This window comes from Streptomyces sp. NBC_00669, assembly GCF_036226785.1.
GTDB lineage: Bacteria > Actinomycetota > Actinomycetes > Streptomycetales > Streptomycetaceae > Actinacidiphila.
This window is the reverse complement of sequence record NZ_CP109018.1, coordinates 1-23,381: the sequence shown is the minus strand read 5'-3', so window position 1 is coordinate 23,381 and position 23,381 is coordinate 1. Positions and strand designations below refer to the sequence as shown.

Genomic DNA, 23,381 nt, shown 5'->3' with positions numbered 1-23,381 from the left:
AGGCGGAGCCGTGAGCGGTGCGGCCCGTCGGCGTCCGTTCAGGCCACCGGTGCCTCGTCCGTACCGCTCTGGAGGGTTTCGCCGGTTACGGGCACGCCGTCCTCGGTGTCCCGGTGGGACGCGAGGAAGAACGTGAGCAGGGTGCCGGCGGCGACCAGCGGCAGCAGCCACAGGAAGGCGGTGCCGGTGGCGCGGGCGAACGCTTCCAGGGCGGCGTGCCGTACGCCGGACGGCAGCACGGCGATCGTGTCCGGCCGGGCCGGGTCGAGGCCGCCGGTCACCGGCAGGCCGTGCAGCCGGTGCGCGAAGTCGCTTGTCAGCAGGCTGCCGAAGATCGAGACGCCGAACGCGGCGCCGATCGACCGGGCGAAGGTGACCACGGCGCTCGCCGCTCCGATGTCCTGCGGGGACACGTTGTTCTGCACCGCGGTCAGCACCACCATCGGCACCATGCCCATGCCGACGCCGGTCACCACGAAGTACAGGCTGAGCACCACGGTGCCGGTTCCCGTTCCCAGCGTGCCCAGCAGGAGCAGCCCGGCGACATTGAGGGCCATGCCGGTGATCAGGATCAGCCGCAGCCGTTCGACCCGCGCGGACCAGCGTCCGGCCAGGGACTGGCTGACGACCAGGCCCAGAACCAGCGGCAGCATGTGCACGCCGGACAGGGTGGCCGACACCCCGTGCACGATCTGAAGGTAGGTCGGCAGGTAGAGCAGGACGCTGAACATCGCGGCGTTCGCGGCGAAACCGATCAGCGAGGAGAGGACCACGGTGCGGGAGGTGAGCATCGGCACCGGCAGGATGGGCGCGGCGGCGCGGCGCTCCACCGGGACTACCAGCGAGGCGAGCACGACCGTCGCGAGGATCAGGCCGACGATCGACGGCGACCCCCAGCCCCAGCGCCGGCCGAAGGAGGTGACGAGCACGACCCCGGTGGCGATCGCCGCCAGCAGCAGCGCGCCGAGGCAGTCGATCCGGGCCGCCGTCTTCCTGGTCGCGGCCGGCAGCACCCGGCCGGCGATCGCGAGCGTCACCACTCCGATCGGCAGATTGATCAGGAACGCCCACCGCCAGGAGAGCTGGTCGGTGAAGACCCCGCCCAGCAGCGGGCCGACGATGCCGGCGACGCCGTACACCGACCCGAACATGCCCTGGTAGCGGCCCCGTTCACCGGGACTGACGATGTCGCCGACCAGCGCGAAGGTCAGCACGATCATGCCGCCGCCGCCGACTCCCTGCAGTGCCCGGGCACCGATGAGCTGCGGCAGGTCCTGGGCCAGGCCGCAGCCCACGGAGGCGATGAGGAACAGGCTGGTCGACGCGAGGTACAGGCGCTTGCGCCCGAACATGTCGCCGAGCTTGCCCCACAGCGGGGTGACCGCGGTGGTGGCCAGCAGGTAGGCGGCGCTGACCCACGCGATGTTGTCGAACCCTCGCAGGTCCTCGGCGATGTGGGGCAGCGCGGTGGAGACGACGGTGGAGTCGAGGGAGGCGAGGAACACGGCCAGGATCAGCGCGCTCATGGCGGCGGTGACGCCGGGTCCACGGGGTGGTTCCCGTGGTCCTGTGCCAGACATGGGAAGTGCCTTCCGGGAGGTTCGGGTGGGGGAGTTCAGGGGGGCGCGGGACCGGGTCGGCCGGCCTCACGAGGCGGTCACAGGGTGACGGTCTTGTACTCGATGTACTGGTTCAGGCCGACGACGCCGTACTCGCGGCCGATCCCGCTGGCCTTGAAGCCGCCGAAGGGCCCGTCGTAGCCGATCGAGGCGCCGTTGACGGTGACCGTGCCGGTGCGGATGCGGCGGGCGACGGTGAGGGCGTGCCCCTCGTCCGCGGACCACACGCCGCCGGACAGGCCGAACTCGGAGTCGTTGGCGATGCGCACCGCGTCGTCCTCGTCGTCGTAGCCGATGACGACCAGCACCGGGCCGAAGATCTCCTCCTGCGCGATCCGCATCGAGTTGGCGACGTCGGCGAACACGGTCGGCGTCACGTAGTAGCCGTTCTCCAGGCCGGCCGGTATCTGCGGACCGCCGGTGACCAGGCGGGCGCCTTCCTTGATGCCGAGCTCGATGTAGTCCCGCACGCGCTGCTGCTGGTCGCGGCGGACCATCGGGCCGATGAACGTGTCGGGGTCGTCGGGGTCGCCGACCTTGAGCGATTCCACGAGTTCCTTGAGCGCGGTGACGACCTCCTCGTACCGGCTGCGCGGCGCGAGGACGCGGGTCTGCGCGATGCACGCCTCGCCGTTGTTGAGCAGGGAGGCGAACTTCAGCCCCTGCACTGCCTTGTGCACGTCGGCGTCGGGCAGGATGACGGCGGCGGACTTGCCGCCCAGCTCCAGGCTGACCCGCTTGAGCTGCTGCCCGGCGATCGAGGCGATCCGGCGGCCGGCCCCGGTCGAGCCGGTGAACGCGATCTTGTCCACGTCCCGGTGCGAGACCAGGTACTCGCTGGTCTCCCGGTCGGCGGGCAGCACGCTGATCACGCCCTCGGGCACCTTGGCCTGCTGTAGCAGCTCGGCAAGGAAGCCCATGCTCAGCGAGTTCTCCGGAGAGACCTTGAGAACGACCGTGTTGCCGGCCAGCAGCGCGGGGATGATCTTGGCCATCGCCGAGGAGAACGGCGAGTTCCACGGGATGACGGCGGCCACCACGCCGATCGGCTCGCGGCGCACCACGCTGCGCACGGTGGAGGCGGGGTCGGTGGGCGCCACGATCTCCTCCCAGCCCAGTTCCTCGGCGGCCTTGAGGTACGAGTCGGCCTGCCGGGTGAGCCCGGCCTGACCGGCCCGCGTGAACCATCGGGCCGAGCCGTTCTCGGCGGACATCAGAGTGGCGATCTTCTCGGCGTTCTCCTCGCGCAGCGCGTTGAGCCGGCGCAGGATCGCGATGCGCTCGACCGGCGACTTCCGGGGCCAGGAGCCCTCGTCGAAGGCGGTACGGGCAGCGGCCACCGCGCGGTCCACGTCGGCCGGCTGGGCCTGCGCGGCGCGGCCCAGGACCGCCCGGTCGTGCGGGGACAGGATGTCGAGCAGCTCCGGGTCGCTCGGCTCGGCCCAGGAGCCAGCGATGAAGAGGCGATCGTAAATGATCATGGGGGTACTCCAGTCGGTGAAGGCATCGCTCGTTATCTGTCACTCGACTGTAGCACTTGTATCTTGTTAGTTCGCAAGAGTGAGGCGTTAGTTGGATCAGATTCCTCGTTGGGGCATAAGGTGAGCCGTGTGAGAGCCGACGCAGTACGCAACCTGGAAGCCGTCCTGACCACCGGAGCGCGCATGCTCGCCACCGATCCAGGTGCGAGCATCGCCGCGATCGCGGCAGAGGCCGGGGTCGACCGGCGTACCGTGTACCGACGGTTCACCTCCCGCGAGGAACTGCTCGCGGCGATCTACGAATCCCGGCTGGAGGCCATCGAGCAGGCGATCGAGGCGGCCAGGCTGCGCGAGGCCCCCGTCGCGGTGGCGCTGCACCGCTACGTCGAGGGCATCATCGGCGTGAACCGCAAGTGGCCGGTCGACCTCAACCGGATGCTGGCCGAGGACGCGGTCAGCCGCCGGCGCGACCGGTCGGTCCAGGAGGTCGACACGTTTCTCGCACGCGCCGTCGACGAGGGGTTGCTGCGTTCCGATCTGCCGGGCGGCTGGGCGAGCCTGGTACTGCCGCAGCTGATGCTGCTCGCCGCGGAACGGCTGCCGGAGCTGAGCGCCGCTCAGGCCGCCGACACGGTGGTCGACACGCTCGTGCACGGGTTCGGCGCGGTGTGAGACGAGCGGCCCCGCCCGGGCCACGGGCCGTCAACCGCCCGCGTGCCCGCGCCCTGCGGTGCCACGCCGGGGAGCCCCGCCGATAACGGGCGCCGGGTACCAGCACGAGCACCGGCACCAGCGCGGCGGAACCGCACATCGGGTGGGCTGCCGCCCGGGTACCTGAACCAGCCCGTCCCGACCGCCGAACCGTTCGTCACCAACCCCGTCCGCGACGGTGCCGACAGCGGCAACGAGCGCGTCCACAAGAGCGGTGACCTGGTGAGGCACTCCGGCCGCCGCCCAGGCCAACCGGGTCCGGCGGGTGGTCGCGTGGATGACCGAGGGGGCGTCCGGGTGGTGAGGAACGCAGGGCGGCCGGCTGCGGGGGCGGGTGATGGTGGGTCCGGTGGTGGCGGGTCTGGTGTCCGCCGTTGTGTCGCTGTGCCGTTGTGCCGGGCCGGTGAACGGCCCGGGAGTTGTCCGCGGGCCGTTCACCGGTGTGCTGTCGTGGGTTTCGGTGGTGTGGCGCTACAGCGGGGGCAGTGCCAGGTGCTCGCGCAGTGTCGTGCCTTCGTATGCGGTGCGGTAGGCGCCCCGCTCCTGCAGTTCGGGCACGACCTTGTCCACGATGTCGGTCAGTGAGGACGGCAGGAGGTGCGGCACGATGTTGAAGCCGTCCGCCGCCCGGGTGCGCACGTAGTGTGTCCACTCGTCGGCGATCTGCGAGGCGGTGCCGACGAAGGGCGGTCGGCGGGCCGACACCTCCCGTACCAACTGGACGATCGACAGGTCGCGTTCGGCCGCCAGGTCCCGCCACTTCTGGATCTGGGCCAGTTTCCCGGTGCGGGCCTCGATCGCGATGGTGCCCCGGGACGGGTCGAGTTCCGCCGCGCTGGGCTCGATGTCCGGCAGCGGCCCGTGCGGGTCCCAGGCCGACAGGTCGGTGCCCCAGTACTGCTCCAGGAAGGCGATGGCCCGCGGCGGCGACACCTGCTCCTCCCGCAGCCAGCGGGCTTTGTCCTCCGCCTCCTGCGGGGTGTCGCCGACCACCACCTGCGCGCCGGGCAGGATGCGCACCGCGTCGGCCGGCCGGCCGTGCCGGAGCAGCCGGGCACGCAGGTCGGCGGCGTAGGCCACCGCTTTCTTGTACGCGATGTTGGCGGAGAACACCACGTCGGCGTGGGCGGCGGCCAGTTCGCGGCCGCCGTCGGAGTCACCGGCCTGGAAGAGCACCGGCCGGCCCTGCGGACTGGCCGGCACGGTCGCGTGTGCCCGGAGCCTGACCAGGTCGGTGTCCCGGACCACGGGCCGGCCCGTACCGGACTCGTCCGGGCCGCTGTCCGCCGCGGACCACAGTGCTTTCGCGGCCTCGACGAAGCCGGTGGCCCGCTCGTAGCGGCGCTCGTGGTCCAGCCAGCCGCCGTGCCGGAAGTTCGCGCCGGTCCAGGCGTTGTCGGTGGTGACGATGTTCCAGCCGGCCCGGCCGCCGGACAGCAGGTCGAGGCTGGCCAGCCGCCGGGCGAGGTCGGCCGGGTAGTTGTAGGTGGTGTTCTGGGTGGCGACCAGGCCGATCCGGCTGGTCGCGCCGGCCAGCGCGGACAACTGGGTGATGGCGTCCGGGCGTCCGGCGATGTCGAGGTCGAAGATCCGGCCCTGGTTTTCCCGGACGCGTAGTCCCTCGCCGAGGAAGAAGGCGTCGAACAGGCCGCGTTCGAGCAGCTTGGCCACCTCGACGAATGTCTCGATGGCGGTGTGCGAGGGGGAGTCCGGGTCGGTCCAGATGAGTTGCGGGCCCACGCCGGTGAAGAAGACACCGAGGTGTACCTGCGCGTTCGGGTCGTGGTCGGGGGTGGCGGTGGCGGGTTCGGGTTCCGGCACGAGGGTCACCTCAGGAGGTCGTGGTCGCCGTGGCGGCGAACCGGTTGGCCGGGCGCGGCAGGCCCAGGGTGTCGCGCAGGGTGGCGCCGGGGCGCGGCGGCCGGTGCAGCCCGCCCGCGGCCAGGGCCGGCAGCACCTGCGCGGTGATCACGGGCAGGTCGGTGCCGAGCACCGCGGGATGCAGCCGTACCCCGTCGACGCTGGCGGCCAGTTCGCCGAGCAGGCCGGTCAGTTCGGTCGGCGAGCCGACGTGGCGCAGCCGCCCGGCCGGTGGCCAGGGCGCCGCCTCCGCCAGCCGGGCGAGCCGTTCCGCGGCCGGCACGGCGGCGTCGAGTGCCACCTCCAGCTCGGCGAACACCAGGGGTGCGCCGGCCTGCCGGGCCGCCGCCGCGGACGCCGCGACACCCTCGGCGTCCGGTGCCGTGACCAGCGCGATGTCCGCCCGGCTGTCAGCTCCCGAGCCGGCGGGTGCGAGCACGACGACCTGGCCCTGCGGCGGCCGGGGCGTGATCAGCGGGCCCTTGACGGTGAAGCGGGCACCCTCGAAGTCGACGTGATGGACCTTGCGCCAGTCCAGGAAGCGGCCGGTGGGCACGTCCTTGATGACGGCGTCGTCCTCCCAGGAGTCCCACAGCGCCCGGGCGGTGTCGATGACGTCGGCGATCTCGCGGCGCAGCGCCTGGTCGTCCAGCGGGACCGCCCCGACCGTGGCCTGGGCGTCGGGCCCGTTCGCCGCGCCGACCACCCAGGCGGCCCGGCCGCGGCTGGCGTGGTCCAGGGCGGCGAGCTGGGTGGCCAGGTGGAACGGCTCGGTGACGGTGGTGTGCAGCGTCGGGGCCAGGCCGATGCGGTCGGTGAGGGTGGCGACGAACGCGGCGCGGGTGCCGGCCTCCAGACGCCATCCGCCGCGGTCCGGTGGCAGTGGCTCGTCGGCGAAGGTGACGAGCGTGAAGCCGGCGGTCTCGGCGGCGGTGACGGTGCGGCGCAGCCCGCCCGGGCCGACCCCACGGTCCGGCGGGTCGGTCGGGTGGGAGGTGTCGGACAGCTCGTGCCCGGCGGCGGGGTGGGCGCCGGCGCCGTCGGTCTCCAGAGCCAGGTGCAGGGTGCGGTGCGCGGGGTCAGTGCTGGTGGTCACGGTGTGCGGCCTCCTGAGCCGGGACGGACCGGTTCGTGGTCTTCGGGGTGGTCGGGGTCTTCTCGCCGGCCTCGATCGCCACCGGTAGCCGGTTCTCGGCCGGCGGCAGCGGGCAGGTGGCCAGGTCGGTGTAGGCGCAGGGCAGGTTGGCGGCCCGGTTGAAGTCGACCAGCACGGTGCCGTCGGCGTCGGGCGCGGCCAGCGACAGCGAGCGGTTCGCCGCGTACGTGGTCACCCCCGAGGTGGCGTCGGTGAACAGGACGAGCAGGCTGCCGGGGGTCCGGCCGTTGAAGGCGGTCAGCCGGTGGGTGGTGCCGTCCAGTGCGAACTCGACCTCGCCCGGGGCGTCGTAGACGTGCTGGAGGCCCTCGACGACGGCGCCGACGGTCGTCGGGCGCGGGGTGTCGAACGGCAGGTAGCGGCCGGTGCGGGCCCAGCGCGGGTCGGGGGCGTAGGCGGGGGTGCCGGTGAAGGCGGTCAGCAGGGCGTTGTCGGGGTGGCGGGGGCGCAGGATGTCGTGGCCGCCGCGCTTGGCGACCTCGATCACCGCGTCCCCGGCGGCGGGGAACAGGCCGCCGCGCTCGGCGATCACCCCGAAGTCGTGGCGGCCGCGCAGCACTTGGCCGTCGAGGGTCAGTTCCTCGCCGTCGTCCAGTTCCACCACCACGCCGTCATGGGTGCTCGACCATGCGCCGGGCGCGTCCGGGAAGCGGGTGGGGGTCGCGTCCAGCCAGCGCAGGCTGGTGATGGCGAGGAAGCCGTGCGGGTCGGCGAGCACCCGCTCGTGTGCGGCGTGCCACTCCTCCCACTCCCGGGCGAAGCTCGCGCGGTCGGTCTCTTCGGCTTGTGCGGTCATTTCGGCTCCTTGGGCCGGGCGTGTGTCATCCGGGGTGGAGGTGCGGGGTGCTCGCGGGTTCCGGGCTGTGGCCGGGCGCGGTACCGGGGCAGGTGTCGGTGCCGCGCGTGCGACAGCGCTCTCGGTGTCGGCGTGCCGGTACGGATCGGCGGATCAGTGGCCGCTGCGGGCGGCGGACAGCACGGGGGCGTGTTCCTGGCCGGTCCTCACCGTGGTGGCGGCGGGCCGGGGTCGAGTGGAGCTAGCCGACCGTGCGGGGCAGAGAGGCGGCATACGGGCCCGCCATGGCCTCGGGTGCGCCCGGACACATGGCGCCGGCGACGCGTTGGAGGTCGATGTGCCGCCGGGAGTACGTGGCGACCGAGCGCGCACTGGTTTCCCGCACCGCTCCGCCTCCCCGTCCTCTCGGCGCGCGCCTGCCGGACACGCGCCCCTGACGATCCCTCACAAGCCGTACGGTGGGGAGCCGTTGCCGGACAGCCCGGCCGGGTTCCCACTGCTGACGCTCATGACCTGCGAGCACCGTAACTCCGCCGTACGGTCGAACACAATCCCCACCCACCTCCGCCCCCGGAGGTGGGGAGGCCGATCGGCGGGCGCGGGAAACGTGAGTTGCGCCGCGCGGGCCCGGGGACGACCCGCCGGCCGTGTCCTGGCAGCCGTACGCACACCGGTAGTGCCTGTTTTCGAACCGGGCTGGGGTTTCTTCCAACCCGCTGAATTGAATGGTGGTGATTCAACCCATCTCGCTCGCCGCGAGGGGCAGTGACTCCGGGACAGCCCGATGTCGGCGGTGGCAGAGTGGGAACTGGAGCCAGGAATCCGGCGAGGAGATGGTCAACACGGCGGACACCGTGTTGAAGGCGATCAGCATCGCTGGGCTCGTGGGAGGTCGGCGGTCCCGCTGACGGTCTTAGGCGGTGACGAAGTACGGATCGCGGCCTGCAGCTTTCTCATGCTTCTCGAACTCGCTCGCGAGGAGACCGAAGCGGTGGATGTCCCGATATCCGCCCGCCTGGAACACGTGCTCACGCTGTACGCCCTCTGCAGTGAAACCGAGCTTGTGCTGGAGGGCCAACGACCCCGCGTTGCCCGCGTAGACCTCGGCGTAACAGCGGTGATACCGCCGTTCTCCGAACATGAATGACAGGACCAGCCGCATGGCTTCTGACGCGTAGCCCCGTCGCTGGTATGCGGCACCCAGGTGGATGCCGTAGTGGAAGTTGCCGTTCAGCCGGTCACAGTCGTTCAGTACGATGGCGCCCACCAGGTCGCCGCTGTCCAGCGCCTCGATGATCAGGAAGTACTCGTCCTCCGTGCGGCTCGGCCCCTTCTCGCTCTGGTCCTGAATGCGCTTGCGGGCCGCGGCAGCGGAGATCGGCAGCATCAGCCGCTCGCCGTTTCGCTGCGTCTCCGCTTCCAGCTCGAACGCGGCCAACTGCTCCCAGTCCTCAGGCTCCACGCCCCGCAAGCGCACCCGCTCACCCGTCCAAAAGCGCGTCACTTCAGCCATGTCCAGCCCCCTGTCATCACTGCCAAGCACCGTTCCCACCCTGCCGCACACGGTCGGTCCCCTGTCCAGAGGGCCCTCACAACAGGCGTCTGAACGGAGATCCTTCGCCGCACCGGCAGCAAACAGGATCGCAGTTCGTACCCGACCCCGGGAGGTGATGATCAACACGGTGGGCACCGTGATGAGGATGATCAGTCCCGTTGGGCTTCGCGGGAGGCCGGCTGTCCGCTTCTGCGGGAGCTCCGACGGGTGATGCGCCTGGTCATGAGGGTGATCGCGGCCCAGACGATGGTGATTTCGGGGTGCATCAGCCGCAGCCGGAACAGCACCTCTTTGGCCGCGTTGCGGTCGGTCATGTTGGCGGGGGTGACCATCACGAACAGCGGCAGGCCTTTGGTGTCCACGACCAGATGCCGTTTGCGGCCGTTGATTTTCTTCCCGGCGTCGTAGCCGGGGGAGTCCTTGCCGACGGTCTCGGCGGCCTTGATCGACTGTGAGTCGATGACGGTGGCCACCGCCCCGGGCGCCCGGCCCATCTCGCGGCGGATGCGTTTGCGGAGCTGGTCACGGATCTGTCCGATGACGCCGGCGGCGGCCCAGCGGGCCATGAAGCCGTAACACGTGCGCCAGGGCGGGAAGTCCTTGGGCAGGGCCCGCCACTTGCATCCGGTATCAACCACGTAGCGGATCGCGTCCACGATCTCCCGGCGCGGGTGCTTCTCCGGACGGCCGCCGGCCGGGGTCTCCCATGCCGGGACCGGCAGCAGGGGCTCGATCAGGGCCCATCCGTCGCTGAGCTGGGTGTTCAGGTGCCTGACCCACCGGCTTTTGGGTTGCAGCACGGCGTGGGGGGCGACGGTCCCGGTGATGAACCGGCGGATCTCGGTGAGCTTGCCGCGGATGACCGAGACCTCGTATGCCTGGAGCTCGGCGGGTTCGGCGCACCGAGCTGCCGGTCGCGCATCCCGGGGACGGCCCGGCCGGCCGCGGCGACGAACGCGTGGCAGGCGGTGACCAGGTCCAGGAACTCCACCGACCGGTCAATATTCTTCACCGCCGGAGCGACGGGGCTGGAGTCCTCGAAGTGCTCGCGGGCCTGCCGACCCCGCTCGACCTGGGCGTGATTGACCTGGTGACGGGCGGTGTCGTCCGACATCGCATGCGCCGGTTTCACGGCATCCTCCGCTCCTCGGGGAAGAGGCTCTGCCCCGTACTCCGGTCGATGACCGAGATGGCCTCCACCGGGCAGGTGAACGCGGCGTCCAGCACGCGCTCTTCGGGAGCGACGCTGGTCGCGGTCGGTTGTGATCTGCCGGTGCTGCCGAGTGCGAACCGGCCGGGAGCGGTGCTCGCGCACACGCCCGAACCGATGCAGCGACGGCTGTCGACCTCGACCGTCCAGTCGTCCGCCATGCGTTTCCTCTCTGTCCGCCCGCGCTGTTGCCCCGCCGCACCTCCCGAGCCTCCGGAAATTCTCTTTCCGAAGGCATATGCAATTCCCTGCGCGCGCAGGCGGAATGGTGCCGGTGCGGTGCGAGGAGGCGCCGCCTCAAACTACCCGGCACAATTCCCGGGCGAAAGGCCGTCGCAATCAGCCATCTTCAGCCTGCGTGAGAACTGGCTTCGTGGCCGGGACCGGTCCGCCGCTGGGCGCCTCGTGCGGCTGATGGCGGACGCGTCTGCCCCTCTCCCGCGTCCTCTTTGCCCCTGCACAGGCGGAATATGCGGCCGGGGCGGGGCCCGTCCGGGGCCGCCGGTGGACCGGCCGCTCGACACGATCCGCGACGGTGCCGACGAGCGCGTTCGGGACGGTGTGCCGGTGTCCTGATATCCGCTGCATTTCCCCCTCGGCTGTTGGCATTGCCGGTTTCTGCCCTGATGATGATCCGGCCGGTGAACCCGACCGAGCACGGTAGGGCCGGTGAGGTGAAAGGAATCCTCCATGAACGAGGAAATCGAGCAGCTCACGGACGAAGACCTGCCCGAGCTTGCGCTGTTGGTCGACATTCCCTCGGGCGACGAGTCCTGACGGTACGTCCGCACATCGCGTCTCCGCGGCGGGCCTTCCCGGGCCCGCCGCACATCGCTGCCGAGGACCTGGAAGAGGGTGCATGCGCGTCGAACCGGATGCCCAGGAGGCCGTCCACGAGCGGACCCAGGTGCTGCGGCGCCTGCGGCGCGTACTGGAACGGGCGGAGCTGACGCGGCCGGCGCCGGAAGCGTTGCGCCATCCGGCGGCGGCCGAGGTCGCCCACCTCGCTCAACACGCGCTGCGGTCGGGCCCGTTGAGGCCGGAGCAGCACAGCCGTCTGGCCGCGCGGCTGGAGCGGGTGCCGCCTGCCGCCTTCGGCCCTGCCGACCCGCAGGACCATCTGGACCGGAGCGTGACCCGGGCGCTGCGCGCCATCCCGGCGCGGCAGGGCGCCGACGGACAGTCGGTCACCGCCGTCCTCACCGTGTGGGACGAACGCGAGCGCGCCTCGCTGGCGCGGGCACTCGGCCTGCTCACCCGCGTCTGGCCGGAAGCCGCCGCCGAGGTACGGGAGACAGTCACCGAGATCGCGCTGCTCGACGGCGAGGCGATCAACGGGTTCACCGACTTCACCGTCCACGGCGCCGTCCTGATCCACCGGGCCCGGCTGACGGACAGCGCCGCCGGACTGCCCGGCCACGTGCGGTTCGCCGAGGCACTGGTACACGAGGGCACCCACACCCGGTGCAACGCCGCCGCCCTGACAACCCCGTTCCTGGAGACGGGAGACCAGGCACAGGACGCCGACGGCACCGGCCGCGCCGGCGAGTTGCTCGTCGAGACCCCGTTGCGGGCCGACCCCCGGCCGCTCACCGGCCTGTTCCAGCAGACGGTGGTGCTGGCCCGCAGCGTGGAGTTCTACCTGCGGCTCACCGGCGCTGACCCAGCCGTCGACTCCCGGCGCGCAACGCTCCTGCGCGGAGCCCACCAGGCCGTGGACACCCTGAACGCGCACGCCGACCAGCTCACGGACGACGGGAAACGGCTGCTCGCCGAGTGCGGCACGCTCATCGGAGCGGACAGGTGACGCCCTGGACCCCCCAGGTGTTCGCGCCCTACCCGCGCCGGCCCGACCTGCTGTTCGCGCGGGTGGCGGCCCGCTCCGCCGCGTTCGACAGCACCAGCGCCGCAGGAGGTGCGCCGGTCCTCGTCGGCAGCGCCGCGGGCCACGAGCGCGACCAGGTCGCCGTCAGCGCGCGAGGTGAGCTGCTGGAGCGGCTCGGCAACGTGATGGCCGGGCGCGCGGCCGAGGCCGCCGCCGAACTGGTGGGCAGCGTTGCGGAACTGCGCCGCAAGGGGATACCCGTCCTCGAACCGTACCCGGGCGCGGACACCCGTCGGCTGTGGGTGCGCGGCCGGACCGCGGACGGCGCGCAGGTGTGCGTCCCGGCGGGCGCGGCCTTCCTCCAGCACCGGCCCCCGGCCGGCTGCGACGCGGCCCGGACGGCCGGCTCCACCGGTATCGCGGCCCACCCCGACCGGCGGGCCGCGATACGCCACGCGGCATGGGAGGTACTCGAACGGGACCTCGTGCGGCGCAGCTGGTACCGGCTCACGGACCGGCCACCGCACCGGATACCGTTCGACCCCCCGCCGGCTCTCACCGCCCACCTCCAGGACCGGGCACTGACCACGACGGCCTTCGCTCTCCCCGCTCCGCCCGCCACGGCCTGCGTCGTGGTGTGCCTGCACCGGCCGGACGGCACCGGCCAGGCGTTCGGGGCACGCTGCGGACCGGCGGACACCGTCGCGTCGCTCGCCGAGAAAGCGGCCTACGAGGCGCTGATGGTCCGTTGGAGCATACGGACCCCCGTGGCCCGCACGACCTGGGCACGCTGGCACGGGACGACACCGCCGGCGACCGCCGTCCAGCACGCGCTGTGGGCCTTCCACCGCCAGGACAGCCTGGGGCTGTGGAACGTGGGCCCGTTGTCCGCCGTGGCTCCGCCCGCGCACGGCGGGACACCGGACCCGCTCGATGTGCTCGCCGCCCACACCGGCCAGGACGTCGCCCTGGTCGACAGCACCTCGGCGACCGCCCGTGACGCCGGGGTCAGGGTGGTCCGCGTGCTGGCCCCCGGAACCAGCCCGCTGCCGTCCGGCACAGGCCCCGGGCACCCCCACCCCTTCGGCTAGGAGCCCCATGCCCCCCGACCCCGCGCGGCCGAGCCCCGGCTACGCCGCCGACATCCCCGACGACTACGACCGCTGGTTCGGCAAACCGGGGATCACCGGGGCGACCGTCGACGCGCTCGCCGCCCTCGCCGGTCGCGGGCCGGTCCTCGAACTCGGCGTCGGTACCGGCCGAGTCGCCCTGCCGCTGCGGGCACGCGGTCTCGCGGTGCACGGCGTCGAAGGGTCCGAGGCGATGCTGCGCCGGCTGCGCGCCAAACCCGGCGGCGAGGGTGTCCCGGTGACCGTCGGCGATTTCGCCGACGTACCCGTCGACGGCAACTTCAGCCTGGTCTATCTGGCCGGCGGCACCTTCGCGGAACTGCCCGACCAGGCCTGCCAGGTCCGCTGCTTCCGGAACGCGGCGGCACGTCTGGCACCGGGCGGCCTGTTCGTGCTCGACGCCCACGTGCCCGAGGCGCTGGCGGCGGCCGGAACGGAGATCGTCGCCGAGGGGGAGGACCTCCTGGTGCTGTGCCACCGCAGGCTCGACACCGCGGCGCAGCGCTACCACTCGTACTACGTCATCCACGAAGGCGGACGCACCCGGCAGCTGCGCGTCGCGTTCCGCTACGCGGGACACGGGGAGCTGGACCTGATGGCCGCTCAGGCGGGACTTCGGCTCAAGGAGCGCTGGGGCGGCTGGACCCGGGCGCCCTTCACGGCAGACAGCACCTACCACGTGTCCGTCTACGAACGCCCCTGACCCCACGACCAGCGCGCCGACCAGGACGGCCACCCTGTGACGCGTCGACGGAGGCCCCGATGGACCAGCCGGAACAGCTCAGGGAGTTCCCCTTCCCGCACCGGGACGGCCTCGACCCCGTGCCCGAGTTCGCCGAACTGCGCCACAGCGCCCCCGTCGTCCGGGTCCGGATGCCCAGCGGGGACACCGCGTGGCTGGTGACCCGGCACGCGGACGTGCGCCGGGTGCTGGCCGAGCCGTGCTTCAGCCGGGCACGGGCGACCCGGGGCACGGGACCGCGGTACGCCCGCACGACCACCCTGCCCGACTCGATCCTTGCCGCCGACCCGCCCGACCACTCCCGGCTGCGCCGGCTCGTCGCACCCGCCCTCGGCGGACGCCGGGCGGAGGCGATGCGCGGCGCCATCGCGCTGCTGGCCCAGGAACTGCTGGCGGACCTGGAACGACGGCCGTGTCCCGCCGACGCCGTCGCGGGCTTCACCCGGCCGCTGCCGCTGACCGTGATCTGCGACCTGCTGGGGACGCCCCGTGTCGACGGCGACCGGCTCGACGCGTGGAACGACGCGCTGCGCAGCCTCACCGCGATGCCGGACGCCGAGGTCACGGCGGCGGTCGACGACATGACCGGCTACCTGGCCCGGCTCGTCACCGCCAAACGCGCCCACCCCGGCGACGACCTGCTCAGCGCGCTCATCGCCGCCCGGGACGCGGGCGACCGGCTGAGCCAGGGCGAGCTGATCTCGTTCTGCGTGGTCCTGCTCGCCGGCGGCTACGGCACCACCGCCGACCGCCTCGCCGGCCTGATCCACCTGCTGCTCGACCGGCCGGAGCGCTACGACCTGCTCGTCCGCGAACCGCACCGGGTCGCCGACGCCGTCGAGGAGCTCCTGCGGTACGCACAGGCCACCGTCGGGGCGAACCTGCGGGTGACCACCAAGGCCGTGTCGCTGAGCGGGGTGGAGATCCCGGCGGGCGAAGCGGTGATCGCGCTGACCTCCTCGGCCAACCACGACGAGGACGTCTACCCCGCACCCGACCTGCTCGACCTGACCCGGGCCGCGCCCGCCCACCTGGCCTTCGGACATGGCGCGCACTTCTGCGTCGGGGCACAACTCGCCCGAGTCCAGCTCCAGGAGGCCCTCGCGGCTCTGGTACGGCGCCTTCCGACCCTGCGCGCGGCAGGCCCCCCGCAGTGGAAGCGCGGCCAGATCACCCGGTCCCCGCGGACCCTGCCGGTGCGCTGGTGAGCCGGGCGGCGGCCCGACTGCCGCCCTCCTCCAGCAGGACCCGGTTCCCCACCGGACCCGGCCCGGCCCGCCGTCCACCTCGGGGCCGCGGGAAGCGTTTCCGACCGGCCGCGGGAAGCGTTCCCGACCGGCCGCGGCGACGCCGGCCGACCGGCTCCACGAGAGCAGAGAGTAGGAACCATGCGCATCGCGTACCTGCACGGCGGCAGCATCCCCTCGTTCTTCGCCAACGGCGTCCACGTCATGCGCATGTGTGACGCGTTCACCGACGCCGGACACGACGTCACCCTGTACTCCCTGCCGGGCACCTACACCGACCAGGACCCCTACACGTACTACGGCGTCCGCCACCGCTTCCCGATCCGGCTGGTCCCCGCCCCCGACTACACCCAGGACGGCTACCGCCGGCGCGGACAGGACATCAGAGACCTGCTCACCGGTGACGCCGTCCCCGACCTCCTCTACTCCCGGGACCCGCACACCCTCGCCGTCACCGCCGACCTGGCCCCGTTCGTCTACGAGGTCCACCAGCTGCGCCGGGACCTGCCCGCCGGCTTCGAAAGAGCCCTGCTCAGCCACCCGCGGCTGGCGCGGGTCGTGGTCGTCACCCGCGCGCTCGCGCACGATCTCCAAGCGGCCTACCCGGAACTGGGCACGCTGCCGATCCACGTCGCCCCCGACTGCGCCGACCCCCCGGCCGCCGCCACGGCGACCGCCCCGCTGCCGGGACGCCCCGACGCGCCGACGATCGGCTACGTCGGCCACCTCTACGACGGGCGCGGCATCGACCTGATCATCGATCTCGCCGGGCGGCTGGCCGCCTTCGACTTCCACCTGGTCGGCGGCACCACCGAGGACCAGGCCCGCTGGCAGGAGTCCTGCCCGCACCCCAACCTGTACTTCCACGGGCACCAGCCGCCCTCCGAACTCCACCGGTACTTCCCCCTGTTCGACGTCGTCCTCGCCCCTCACCAGCCGAAGGTCTACACCTGGGGCAGGATCGACGAGATCGGCCGCTGGACCTCCCCGATGAAGCTGTTCGAGTACATGGCGCACGGCCGCGCCATCGTCGCCTCCGACCTCCCGGTCCTGCGCGAGGTGCTCCAGGACCGCGTCAACTGCCTGCTCCGCCCGTCCGACGCGCCGCAGGCATGGGCCGACGCCCTCACCGAACTGATCGCCGACCCGCTACTGCGCGCCTCACTCGGCGAGGAGGCCAGGCGGCAGTTCCTCCAGCACTACACCTGGCGCCGCCGCGCCGACCTGGTCCTCGCCGACCTCGCACCACGGGGGACGGGCGGCCTCGGAACACCGGCGACACGCAAAGCCCCTACGCCGGCCGAGGGCCTCCACACGGCGGACACCGCAGCCGTCAACGACTGATCCGCTCTACGCGTCCAGGGAGGATTCCGTGCGCCACGGGAACGATCAGCGGCCGGCACCGACCAGAGTCGTCGTCACGGGGGCCGCGGGCTTCATCGGCTCGCACCTCGTCGAGGCCCTTCTGACGAACGGGAACACGGTCGTCGGCGTGGACCGCCGCGCCCCGGACAGCGACCCGGCGACGACGGCACGTCTGAGCCGCGCCCTCAAGCACCCCCGCTTCTCCCTGGTCACCGCCGACCTGCGGACCTGTCCGCTCACCGCCCTGTTCCGGCACTCCCACGCCGTCTTCCACCTCGCCGCGCTGCCCGGAGTACGCGGCTCGTGGGGCGAGCAGTTCGGTGAATACACGTCATGCAACGTCTTCGCCACCGAACGCGTGCTGTCGGCCTGCGAGGAAGCCCGCGTTCCCCGCCTCGTCTACGCCTCCTCCTCCAGCGTCTACGGCAGCAGCGCCGGAGCCACCCACGAGACGACCGCACCCCACCCCGAGTCCCCCTACGCGGTCAGCAAACTCGCCGGAGAACAGCTCTGCCTGGCCCACGCGGACCAGGCCGCCTCCACGCTCACCGCAGTGGTGCTGCGGTTCTTCACCGTCTACGGCCCCCGCCAACGCCCCGACATGCTCATCGGCCGGGCACTGACGGCGGCCCTGGGCGGCCCGGAGCTGACCCTGTACGGGGACGGCGGCAACTCCCGCGACTTCACCTACGTCGGCGACATCGTCCGCGCCGCCGTCGCGGCCGCGACCCGCCCCGTCGGCACGAGCGTCCTGAACGTCGGCGCCGGCGTCAGCACCAGCGTGGCCGAAGTCCTGTCCACCGTCGAGGAGTTGACCGGCCACGCGGTGCCCGTCACCCGCCTGCCCGCCCAGGCGGGCGACGTGGACACCACCCTCGCCGACCGGTCACGCGCGGCGGAACTGCTGGGCTGGGCGCCGCGCACCACCCTCCGCCAGGGCATCTCCCGGCAACTTGCCCACCTCACCGCCGACTCGCTGCGCCTTTGAAGGCCGGGTTCCCCGGCGGTCAGCACGCCCGCCGACAACTCCGGCGCCCGCGCTGCCGCCTGCAGCGTCGCCGGACCCCGTCGGGGCGACCGGGGGAGTGGGCCGTGCGCCAGGCCGAAACGCGGCTCTTGGAACGCGCAAGGGCGCACGCGATGATGATGCGTGCTCGGGCCGGTGCCGGCGTGCCGACGTGCCGACCTCCTGGCCGCCGCCGTGGGGAGCGGCCGGTCCGCGGTACCCGACCGCCTCCCGGTCCCGGCCGTCCGGGTCAAGCGCGCCCCGCCCGAGGCGGCGCCCGGCAGGTCCCCGTGAGGACTCGCGCGACACCGCCCGCCCGTCTTGGCCCACCGCGAGGAGACGCCCATGGACGCAACGGACATCACGTGCCACGAACCGGCCGCCGGGATTGGTGCCGGCCGCCGCAGGCCCGCCCGGCCGGCGGGACAGGGGTAGGCCGGCCGTGCGCATCGCCTACCTGCACCCCGGAAGCGTCCCGTCGCTGTACGCCAACAGCGTCCACGCCATGCGCATGTGCGACGCGTTCGCGCAAGGCGGCCACGAGGTCACCCTCTACACCACGGCGGGCACCTTCACCGTCGACGACCCGCACGCCTACTACGGGGTCCGGCCCCGCTTCCACATCCGGTGGGTGTCCGGCCCCGACTGGACCCCGGCCGGCTACCGGATACGCGCCGCCCGCGTGCGCGGCCTGCTCACCGGCCCGGACACCCCCGACCTGGTCTACGGCCACGACCTGTACGCCCTCACGGCCGCGGTCGGCGTCGCGCCGCTGGTGTACGAGACCCACCGCCTGCGGGACGACCCGAACACCCTGGGCATCGAGGCGCGCCTGCTCAAGTCCGGCTCGCCCGCCCGGCTCGTGGTGATCACGCACGCCCTCGCCCACGCCTACCGGGCCGCCTACGGCGACGAGGGCCTCCCGCCGATCGTCGTCGCCCCCGAGGGCGCCGACCCGCCCGCGTCCCCCGCGGATACTCCGGCGCTGCCGGGACGCCCGGACGTGCCCCGGATCGGCTACGTCGGCCACCTGTACGAAGGGCGCGGCATCGAGCTCATCCTCGAACTGGCCCACCGGCTGCCGGGCCTAGACTTCCACCTGGTCGGCGGCACCCCCGAGGACCTTGCGCGCTGGGGCGGGCGCCCCCGCCCCGCCAACGCGCACTTCCACGGGCACCGGCCGCCCGGCGCCGTATGGTCCTACTACCCGCTCTTCGATGTCGTGCTGGCCCCGTACCAGACGAAGGTCTACACCGCGGACGGGCTCGGCGAGACCGGCCGCTGGGCCTCTCCGATGAAGGTGTTCGAGTACATGGCCCAGGGCCTTGCGGTGATCGCCTCCGACCTGCCGATCCTGCGCGAGGTCCTCCAAGATCGGGTCAACTGCCTGCTGCGACCGCCCGCGGAGCCGGCGGCCTGGGCGGACGCGCTCCTCGAACTGCTCGCCGACGAACCCCTGCGGCGCGCCCTCGGCGCCGAGGCCCGGCGCCAGGCCCTGGGGCGGTACACCTGGCGCCACCGCGCCAACCGCGTGCTCGCGGGCCTGCCCGGCCTGCCCGGCGCCCCCGGCCTCGGACCCGGGGGGAGCGAGGCGCTTTAAGGACTTGTCCGGCCGATCGTGTGACTACTCCGTCCACGGGTCGTTGATGTGGACCTGGGGCGGGGAGATCTGACGGATGCCGAGTGGGACCGGCTGCGGCCCTTCCTCCCGCTGAGCAACGGTCGTTGCGGCAGGTCCGCGCTGCCCCTGTGCGTCACAGTTGGAGGGTACGGCCGATGGATCGCGTGACCACAGTCGGAGAGCCCGGCCCTTCACCGAGCCGCGCTGCTGCTCACCAGCGCATGTCGAGCGCGTCGAGTTCCGCCCGGCGTTCGGGCGCCAGCTTGTCGGCTCTGCGGCGGGTGTTGTCGATGAAGGTGCCGAGCTTGTACGGGACCCCGTCGACGATTTCGAGGTGCTTCCTGGGGACGTGGAGGTGGCCTTCGCGGGTGTGGAACTCCTTGGCGGCGCGGATGTTCGTGACCCATCTGTCGGCCTGTGTACGGGGCGCTTGTGGCCGCTCGTCAGGCGCTGCGGGGGACAAGCGGAGCATGTTCTCCAGCATCCAGACCTGCGCGGGCAGCAGTTGCTCCCAGCCGAGCCGCTGCGCCTGCACCCAAGCCCCGAGGTCCTCGCCCTGCAAGGTCATCTGCCCGGGCGCGGTGGGCAGCGGGGTGCGGGCTTCGATGAGGTCCTGGCACAGTTTGTAGCAGCGTTGCCAGGTGACGGGCCAGGTCGGGCACCAGGACGGGTCGATGGCCTCCAGGGCGTCGCGGCGTTCTTCGGTCAGTGCCCCGGTGGTGGAGCCGACGGGCAGGCCGGCCTCGCGCCGCTCCTGGATCTGCGCGGCTTTGCGGCCGTAGGTGCGTTGGTTCTTCATCCAGACGCCGATGGGGAAGCCGTTCCAGACTGCCGGGGTGGGTGGGAGGAGGTGGCCGTGTTCGGCCGCCCACCCTTGCGCTGCTGACAGTCCTTCGGCGAAGGCGACGTCCCAGTGCGACCAGATCATGCCCAGGTCCTCGAGTTCCTGGGCCCGCGCGGGCTTCAGCTCCTCGGCGTTGAAAAACCTGCGCTGGTCCGCGATCCACGTTCCGAGAGGAAAACCGGCGGGCTGCCAGTCCTCCGGAGTCGTGAAAGCGTAGGGGACTCTCAGATCCCCGTTCTCCTTCGCGTACTTACTGGCGGCCTGGATTCCCCGCCGCCAGTAAGCATGCTCCGGGCGGAGGACCCTGAGGTTCATGAACTGCGCCAGGACGGCCGGATCGCGCGGTGTGGAGAAGGACAGGAGACCCTGTGCAGGAGCCGACAGCCCGCCTTCTCCTTCCCTCCGGCCCGAGGCCGCGAGCTCCGCCACGGTGGGCTTCTGCGCCCGGCTGGTGGCCTGCTGCTCGGCCAGCTGCTCGATGGTGTCGGTGTCGTGACTACGAAGCGCAGCCAAAATCCGCGCCAACGACGCATAGCCCTTGGACGTCAGCATGGCGTCCGGGTCCTCGCCCTTGCCGAGGAAAACCGGCACTACCAAGCTCGCTACCTTGCCCTCTCCGGGATTCATGCGCAGCGCCCGGCCAACGATCTGGAGGATGTCGACGGCCGATCCGCGTACGTCCCCGAAGAACACAGAGTCACAACCGGGGGTGTCGACGCCTTCCCCGAGAATCCGAACGGAGCTGAGCAGCCGCAGGCGCATCGGGACCAGGTCTCCGTCGTGCCGTTCACCGACCGGGTCGCCGAACGTGGCCAGCGTGGCCCGGCGGTGCCCCGGCTTGTGTTCCCCGCACAGCCAGTCCGCCCACACCCGCTCCGGCTCGGGGTAGGTCTCCGGGTCGTCCTCCCAGAGGCGGCGGGCCACGGCCGGCACCCCGGCTGCCATCGCTTCGGCCTCGCTGGTCCGGTAGTGGAAGGTGAGCATCCTGCGCAGGCCGCGCTCGGCGGCGGTCTTCACCGCGGCGGTCTGCAGGGCAGCGAGCCGGGAACCGCGTACGTGGTCCGAGCGGGCCTCGACACCGAGCAGCGCGGCCGCCTGGAGCTCGGGGTCGGTGACGTCGACGCACACCACCTGCCAGGCGGCGACCAGCCCGAGGTTGCGGGCTTGGGAGAGCGTCAGCTTGTACGCCACCGACCCGAACCACCCGTCGGGGTCGTCTTCCATGCTCGCTAGCAGCACCGGAGCGCCGCCGGCGCCTTCCTCGGCATCCGGGGCATCCCACACCCGCGGGGTCGCGGTCATGTACAACCGCCGGTCAGCCGGGATCCGCAGGTTGTCGTGAATCGCCGCCCACGGCTTTGAACCCCTCCCGCTGGTCCGGTGCGCCTCATCGACGACCACCAGCGACCAGCCGGCCAACCCCGCCGCATGCGCCCGCTGGAGCATCCCGAGCCCCACCGAGGCGTACGTGGCGAACACCGTCACCTGCTCCAACCCCCGCGTCCACGCCACCAGCTCGTCCACGTCCGTCGTGCACGCCGCCAGCCCCTGCGCCTCCTGCGCCCGCAGCGAGCACACCCCGTAGAACGGCCCCGTACGCCCGCCGGCTCGCCACGCTGCTGCCATCTGCCCCAGCAGATCCAGGGTGGGCACGAGCACCAGGACTCGGCCCGCCCGCAGTTTCCGGGCGGTCAGTACCGCCATGAACGTCTTTCCTGAACCGGTCGCGGCAATGACCTGTGTCCGAAGCCCCTGCGCAGGCATTCTCTGGCCCGGCAGCAGTTCGAGTTTCCGTACCGCCGCGTCGGATGCCTCGATCTGATGTGGAAGCGGGTCCATTTCCGCAACCGTGGTTTCAGCTCCGTCTTTGACTACCGCCACCATGGTGGTGAAGCTCCCTATCCCGGGACGATGCCCTGCCCCGTGCGGGTGTGCTCCGGGGGCGGGGACTGAGTCCAGAGACTATCGCACAGAATAATTTGACGCACTCCTGGGGCGGCCCCGTCGATGGAACGGTCACCGCCGCTGTTCGCTGTCCAGTCCGGACTCTGCCTGTGCCTACTCGACCGCCTCGACCATCCGCCGGTGCCTGCTTGTGAGGTGGGGCTGTTGTTTCGGTGAGTGGGAGCGGCCGGCTGGCTTCTGCCTGAACAATGGGTTCCTGGACTTTGGAGAGGGTGGACTCCCATGACGACTTCCGCGTTGGACCAGGTGCGAGCGGACGGTGGTGACGAGCTACAGGAGCAGGGCAGGATCGTGCCGACCAAGGCGTTCACCTGGTTGCTGCTGACAGCGGGTGCGCTGGGACTGCTCGCCTCTTTCGCCCTCGCCAACGGCAAGTTCGCTTTGCTGCAGCACGCGGTCGACCTTCATCACGACCACCTGTCGTGCAGTTCCAGCCCGGTCATCGCGTGCAGGGCGTTGAGGAGCAGTCAGGCGCATGCCTTCGGTTTCCAGAACCCGATCATGGGCCTGGTCGCGTACGGCGTGGTGATCTGCGTCGCCATGGGTGTGCTTGCCGGCGGTCGCGGCTACAAGCCGTGGTTCTGGTACGGCCTGCAGGCCGGCGGCTTGTTCGGCGTCTGCTTCATCAGCTGGCTCCAGTACCAGACGATCTACAACATCCACGCGGTCTGCCTGTGGTGCTGCCTCGCCTGGGTCGTCACCATCCTGATCTTCTGGTACACGGCCGTGCACAACATCAGGCACGGTCTGATCAAGGCGCCGGGCACCGTGCGAGCAGCGGTGTTGAAGTTCCACTGGGTGGTGCCGGTGGTCTGGTACGCGGTGATCGCAACGCTGATCCTGACGCACTTTTGGTACTACTGGAAAACAGTCATCTAATCAGGCGATGGTCCCTCCGGCCATGCCGGCCCAGCTGTCCCAGTCAACCCAGTACGCAGTTCCCCCGCTCTCGCCGGAGCACCGCCCCCGCATTTCCCCTAGCCAGCTTGCTTGTTGTCCGCCGTGTACATCTGTTGCTGCACCGGTTGTGGGGCGCGGAGCGTCCCGCCGGCCGGAGCGGAGCGAGGGCCGAGCAACCGTCAGGGGGACTGCGGAGCAGGTCCCCTGACGGTTCGCCAATCCTGGAGCACAGCGGAGGGATTGGCTCGCGCGGAGCGCGAGCAGACCGCGCGGAGCGCGGTCACGCTGAGCGAAGCGAGGCGTCAACCACCGAGCGAAGCGAGGTGGTTCGTTTGCACAGCGCGCAGC

At 71.8% G+C, this 23,381-nt stretch carries 18 protein-coding genes and 3 pseudogenes; 9 read left to right on the top strand and 12 right to left on the bottom strand.

Annotated elements, in window-relative coordinates:
- Positions 1-38: 38 nt before the first annotated feature.
- Positions 39-1,526, bottom strand: coding sequence for an MDR family MFS transporter (locus OG896_RS00100; protein ID WP_443056888.1), 1,488 nt, complete (start codon positions 1,524-1,526; stop codon positions 39-41).
- A gap of 131 nt (positions 1,527-1,657) precedes the next feature.
- Complete coding sequence (locus OG896_RS00095; RefSeq protein ID WP_329361133.1) at positions 1,658-3,100, bottom strand: aldehyde dehydrogenase; 1,443 nt, start codon at positions 3,098-3,100, stop codon at positions 1,658-1,660.
- A gap of 183 nt (positions 3,101-3,283) precedes the next feature.
- Between OG896_RS00095 and OG896_RS00090 the strand changes: the two genes are divergently transcribed.
- Positions 3,284-3,772: a TetR/AcrR family transcriptional regulator gene (locus tag OG896_RS00090; RefSeq protein ID WP_329373582.1), complete on the top strand. Its 489-nt coding sequence runs from the start codon at positions 3,284-3,286 to the stop codon at positions 3,770-3,772.
- Positions 3,773-4,282: 510 nt separating this feature from the next.
- Here OG896_RS00090 and OG896_RS00085 read toward each other — a convergent pair.
- The 9 genes and pseudogenes from OG896_RS00085 to OG896_RS00050 all read right to left on the bottom strand — a co-directional run bounded on the left by OG896_RS00085 (position 4,283) and on the right by OG896_RS00050 (position 10,549).
- The gene (locus OG896_RS00085) at positions 4,283-5,632 is read right to left on the bottom strand and encodes an NtaA/DmoA family FMN-dependent monooxygenase (RefSeq protein WP_329361130.1); all 1,350 of its coding nucleotides are present in this window, start codon (positions 5,630-5,632) and stop codon (positions 4,283-4,285) included.
- Between the two features lie 10 nt (positions 5,633-5,642).
- Entirely contained in the window at positions 5,643-6,767 is a 1,125-nt protein-coding gene (locus OG896_RS00080) for an LLM class flavin-dependent oxidoreductase (protein ID WP_329361128.1), read from the bottom strand.
- A complete protein-coding gene (locus OG896_RS00075) occupies positions 6,751-7,623 on the bottom strand; it encodes a DUF1684 domain-containing protein (protein WP_329361126.1) in 873 nt (290 codons plus the stop codon). The genes OG896_RS00080 and OG896_RS00075 overlap by 17 nt, the downstream gene beginning before the upstream one ends.
- Before the next feature lie 241 nt (positions 7,624-7,864).
- Positions 7,865-8,008 (bottom strand): putative leader peptide, encoded by a 144-nt coding sequence (locus OG896_RS40375; protein ID WP_402451611.1) that lies wholly within the window; start codon positions 8,006-8,008, stop codon positions 7,865-7,867.
- Between the two features lie 528 nt (positions 8,009-8,536).
- Positions 8,537-9,136, bottom strand: a complete 600-nt coding sequence (locus tag OG896_RS00070) for a GNAT family N-acetyltransferase (RefSeq protein WP_329361124.1) — start codon at positions 9,134-9,136, stop codon at positions 8,537-8,539.
- Positions 9,137-9,414: 278 nt separating this feature from the next.
- Positions 9,415-9,945, bottom strand: a pseudogene (locus OG896_RS00065) (IS5 family transposase); the annotation flags it as partial.
- Positions 9,928-10,077: pseudogene (locus OG896_RS00060) on the bottom strand (RacP protein); the annotation flags it as partial. The pseudogenes OG896_RS00060 and OG896_RS00065, both read right to left, overlap by 18 nt.
- A 5-nt stretch (positions 10,078-10,082) precedes the next feature.
- Positions 10,083-10,295, bottom strand: a pseudogene (locus OG896_RS00055) (DUF6192 family protein); the annotation flags it as partial.
- 11 nt (positions 10,296-10,306) lie between these two features.
- Positions 10,307-10,549 carry a ferredoxin gene (locus OG896_RS00050; RefSeq protein WP_329361122.1) on the bottom strand — a complete coding sequence of 81 codons (243 nt, stop codon included), beginning with the start codon at positions 10,547-10,549 and terminating at the stop codon, positions 10,307-10,309.
- A 698-nt stretch (positions 10,550-11,247) separates the two neighbouring features.
- On the opposite strand from OG896_RS00050, the gene OG896_RS00045 reads away from it, so the two are divergent.
- From OG896_RS00045 to OG896_RS00015, 7 genes are all read left to right on the top strand, one after another.
- Positions 11,248-12,195: an aKG-HExxH-type peptide beta-hydroxylase gene (locus OG896_RS00045; RefSeq protein WP_329361120.1), complete on the top strand. Its 948-nt coding sequence runs from the start codon at positions 11,248-11,250 to the stop codon at positions 12,193-12,195.
- On the top strand, positions 12,192-13,304 hold the full coding sequence (locus tag OG896_RS00040) for a YcaO-like family protein (protein WP_329361118.1): 1,113 nt from the start codon (positions 12,192-12,194) through the stop codon (positions 13,302-13,304). Before OG896_RS00045 ends, OG896_RS00040 begins: the two co-directional genes overlap by 4 nt.
- A gap of 7 nt (positions 13,305-13,311) precedes the next feature.
- On the top strand, positions 13,312-14,046 hold the full coding sequence (locus OG896_RS00035; protein WP_329361116.1) for a class I SAM-dependent DNA methyltransferase: 735 nt from the start codon (positions 13,312-13,314) through the stop codon (positions 14,044-14,046).
- Between the two features lie 59 nt (positions 14,047-14,105).
- Entirely contained in the window at positions 14,106-15,293 is a 1,188-nt protein-coding gene (locus OG896_RS00030; RefSeq protein ID WP_329361114.1) for a cytochrome P450, read from the top strand.
- Positions 15,294-15,473: 180 nt separating this feature from the next.
- The gene (locus OG896_RS00025; protein ID WP_329361112.1) at positions 15,474-16,676 is read left to right on the top strand and encodes a glycosyltransferase family 4 protein; all 1,203 of its coding nucleotides are present in this window, start codon (positions 15,474-15,476) and stop codon (positions 16,674-16,676) included.
- A gap of 28 nt (positions 16,677-16,704) precedes the next feature.
- Complete coding sequence (locus OG896_RS00020) at positions 16,705-17,685, top strand: NAD-dependent epimerase/dehydratase family protein (RefSeq protein ID WP_329361110.1); 981 nt, start codon at positions 16,705-16,707, stop codon at positions 17,683-17,685.
- Positions 17,686-18,145: 460 nt separating this feature from the next.
- The gene (locus OG896_RS00015; protein ID WP_329361108.1) at positions 18,146-19,303 is read left to right on the top strand and encodes a glycosyltransferase family 4 protein; all 1,158 of its coding nucleotides are present in this window, start codon (positions 18,146-18,148) and stop codon (positions 19,301-19,303) included.
- Between the two features lie 232 nt (positions 19,304-19,535).
- On the opposite strand, the gene OG896_RS00010 is transcribed toward OG896_RS00015, so the two are convergent.
- The gene (locus OG896_RS00010) at positions 19,536-22,052 is read right to left on the bottom strand and encodes a DEAD/DEAH box helicase (RefSeq protein WP_329361106.1); all 2,517 of its coding nucleotides are present in this window, start codon (positions 22,050-22,052) and stop codon (positions 19,536-19,538) included.
- A 303-nt stretch (positions 22,053-22,355) separates the two neighbouring features.
- On the opposite strand from OG896_RS00010, the gene OG896_RS00005 reads away from it, so the two are divergent.
- The gene (locus tag OG896_RS00005; RefSeq protein ID WP_329361104.1) at positions 22,356-23,012 is read left to right on the top strand and encodes a vitamin K epoxide reductase family protein; all 657 of its coding nucleotides are present in this window, start codon (positions 22,356-22,358) and stop codon (positions 23,010-23,012) included.
- Positions 23,013-23,381 lie beyond the last annotated feature (369 nt).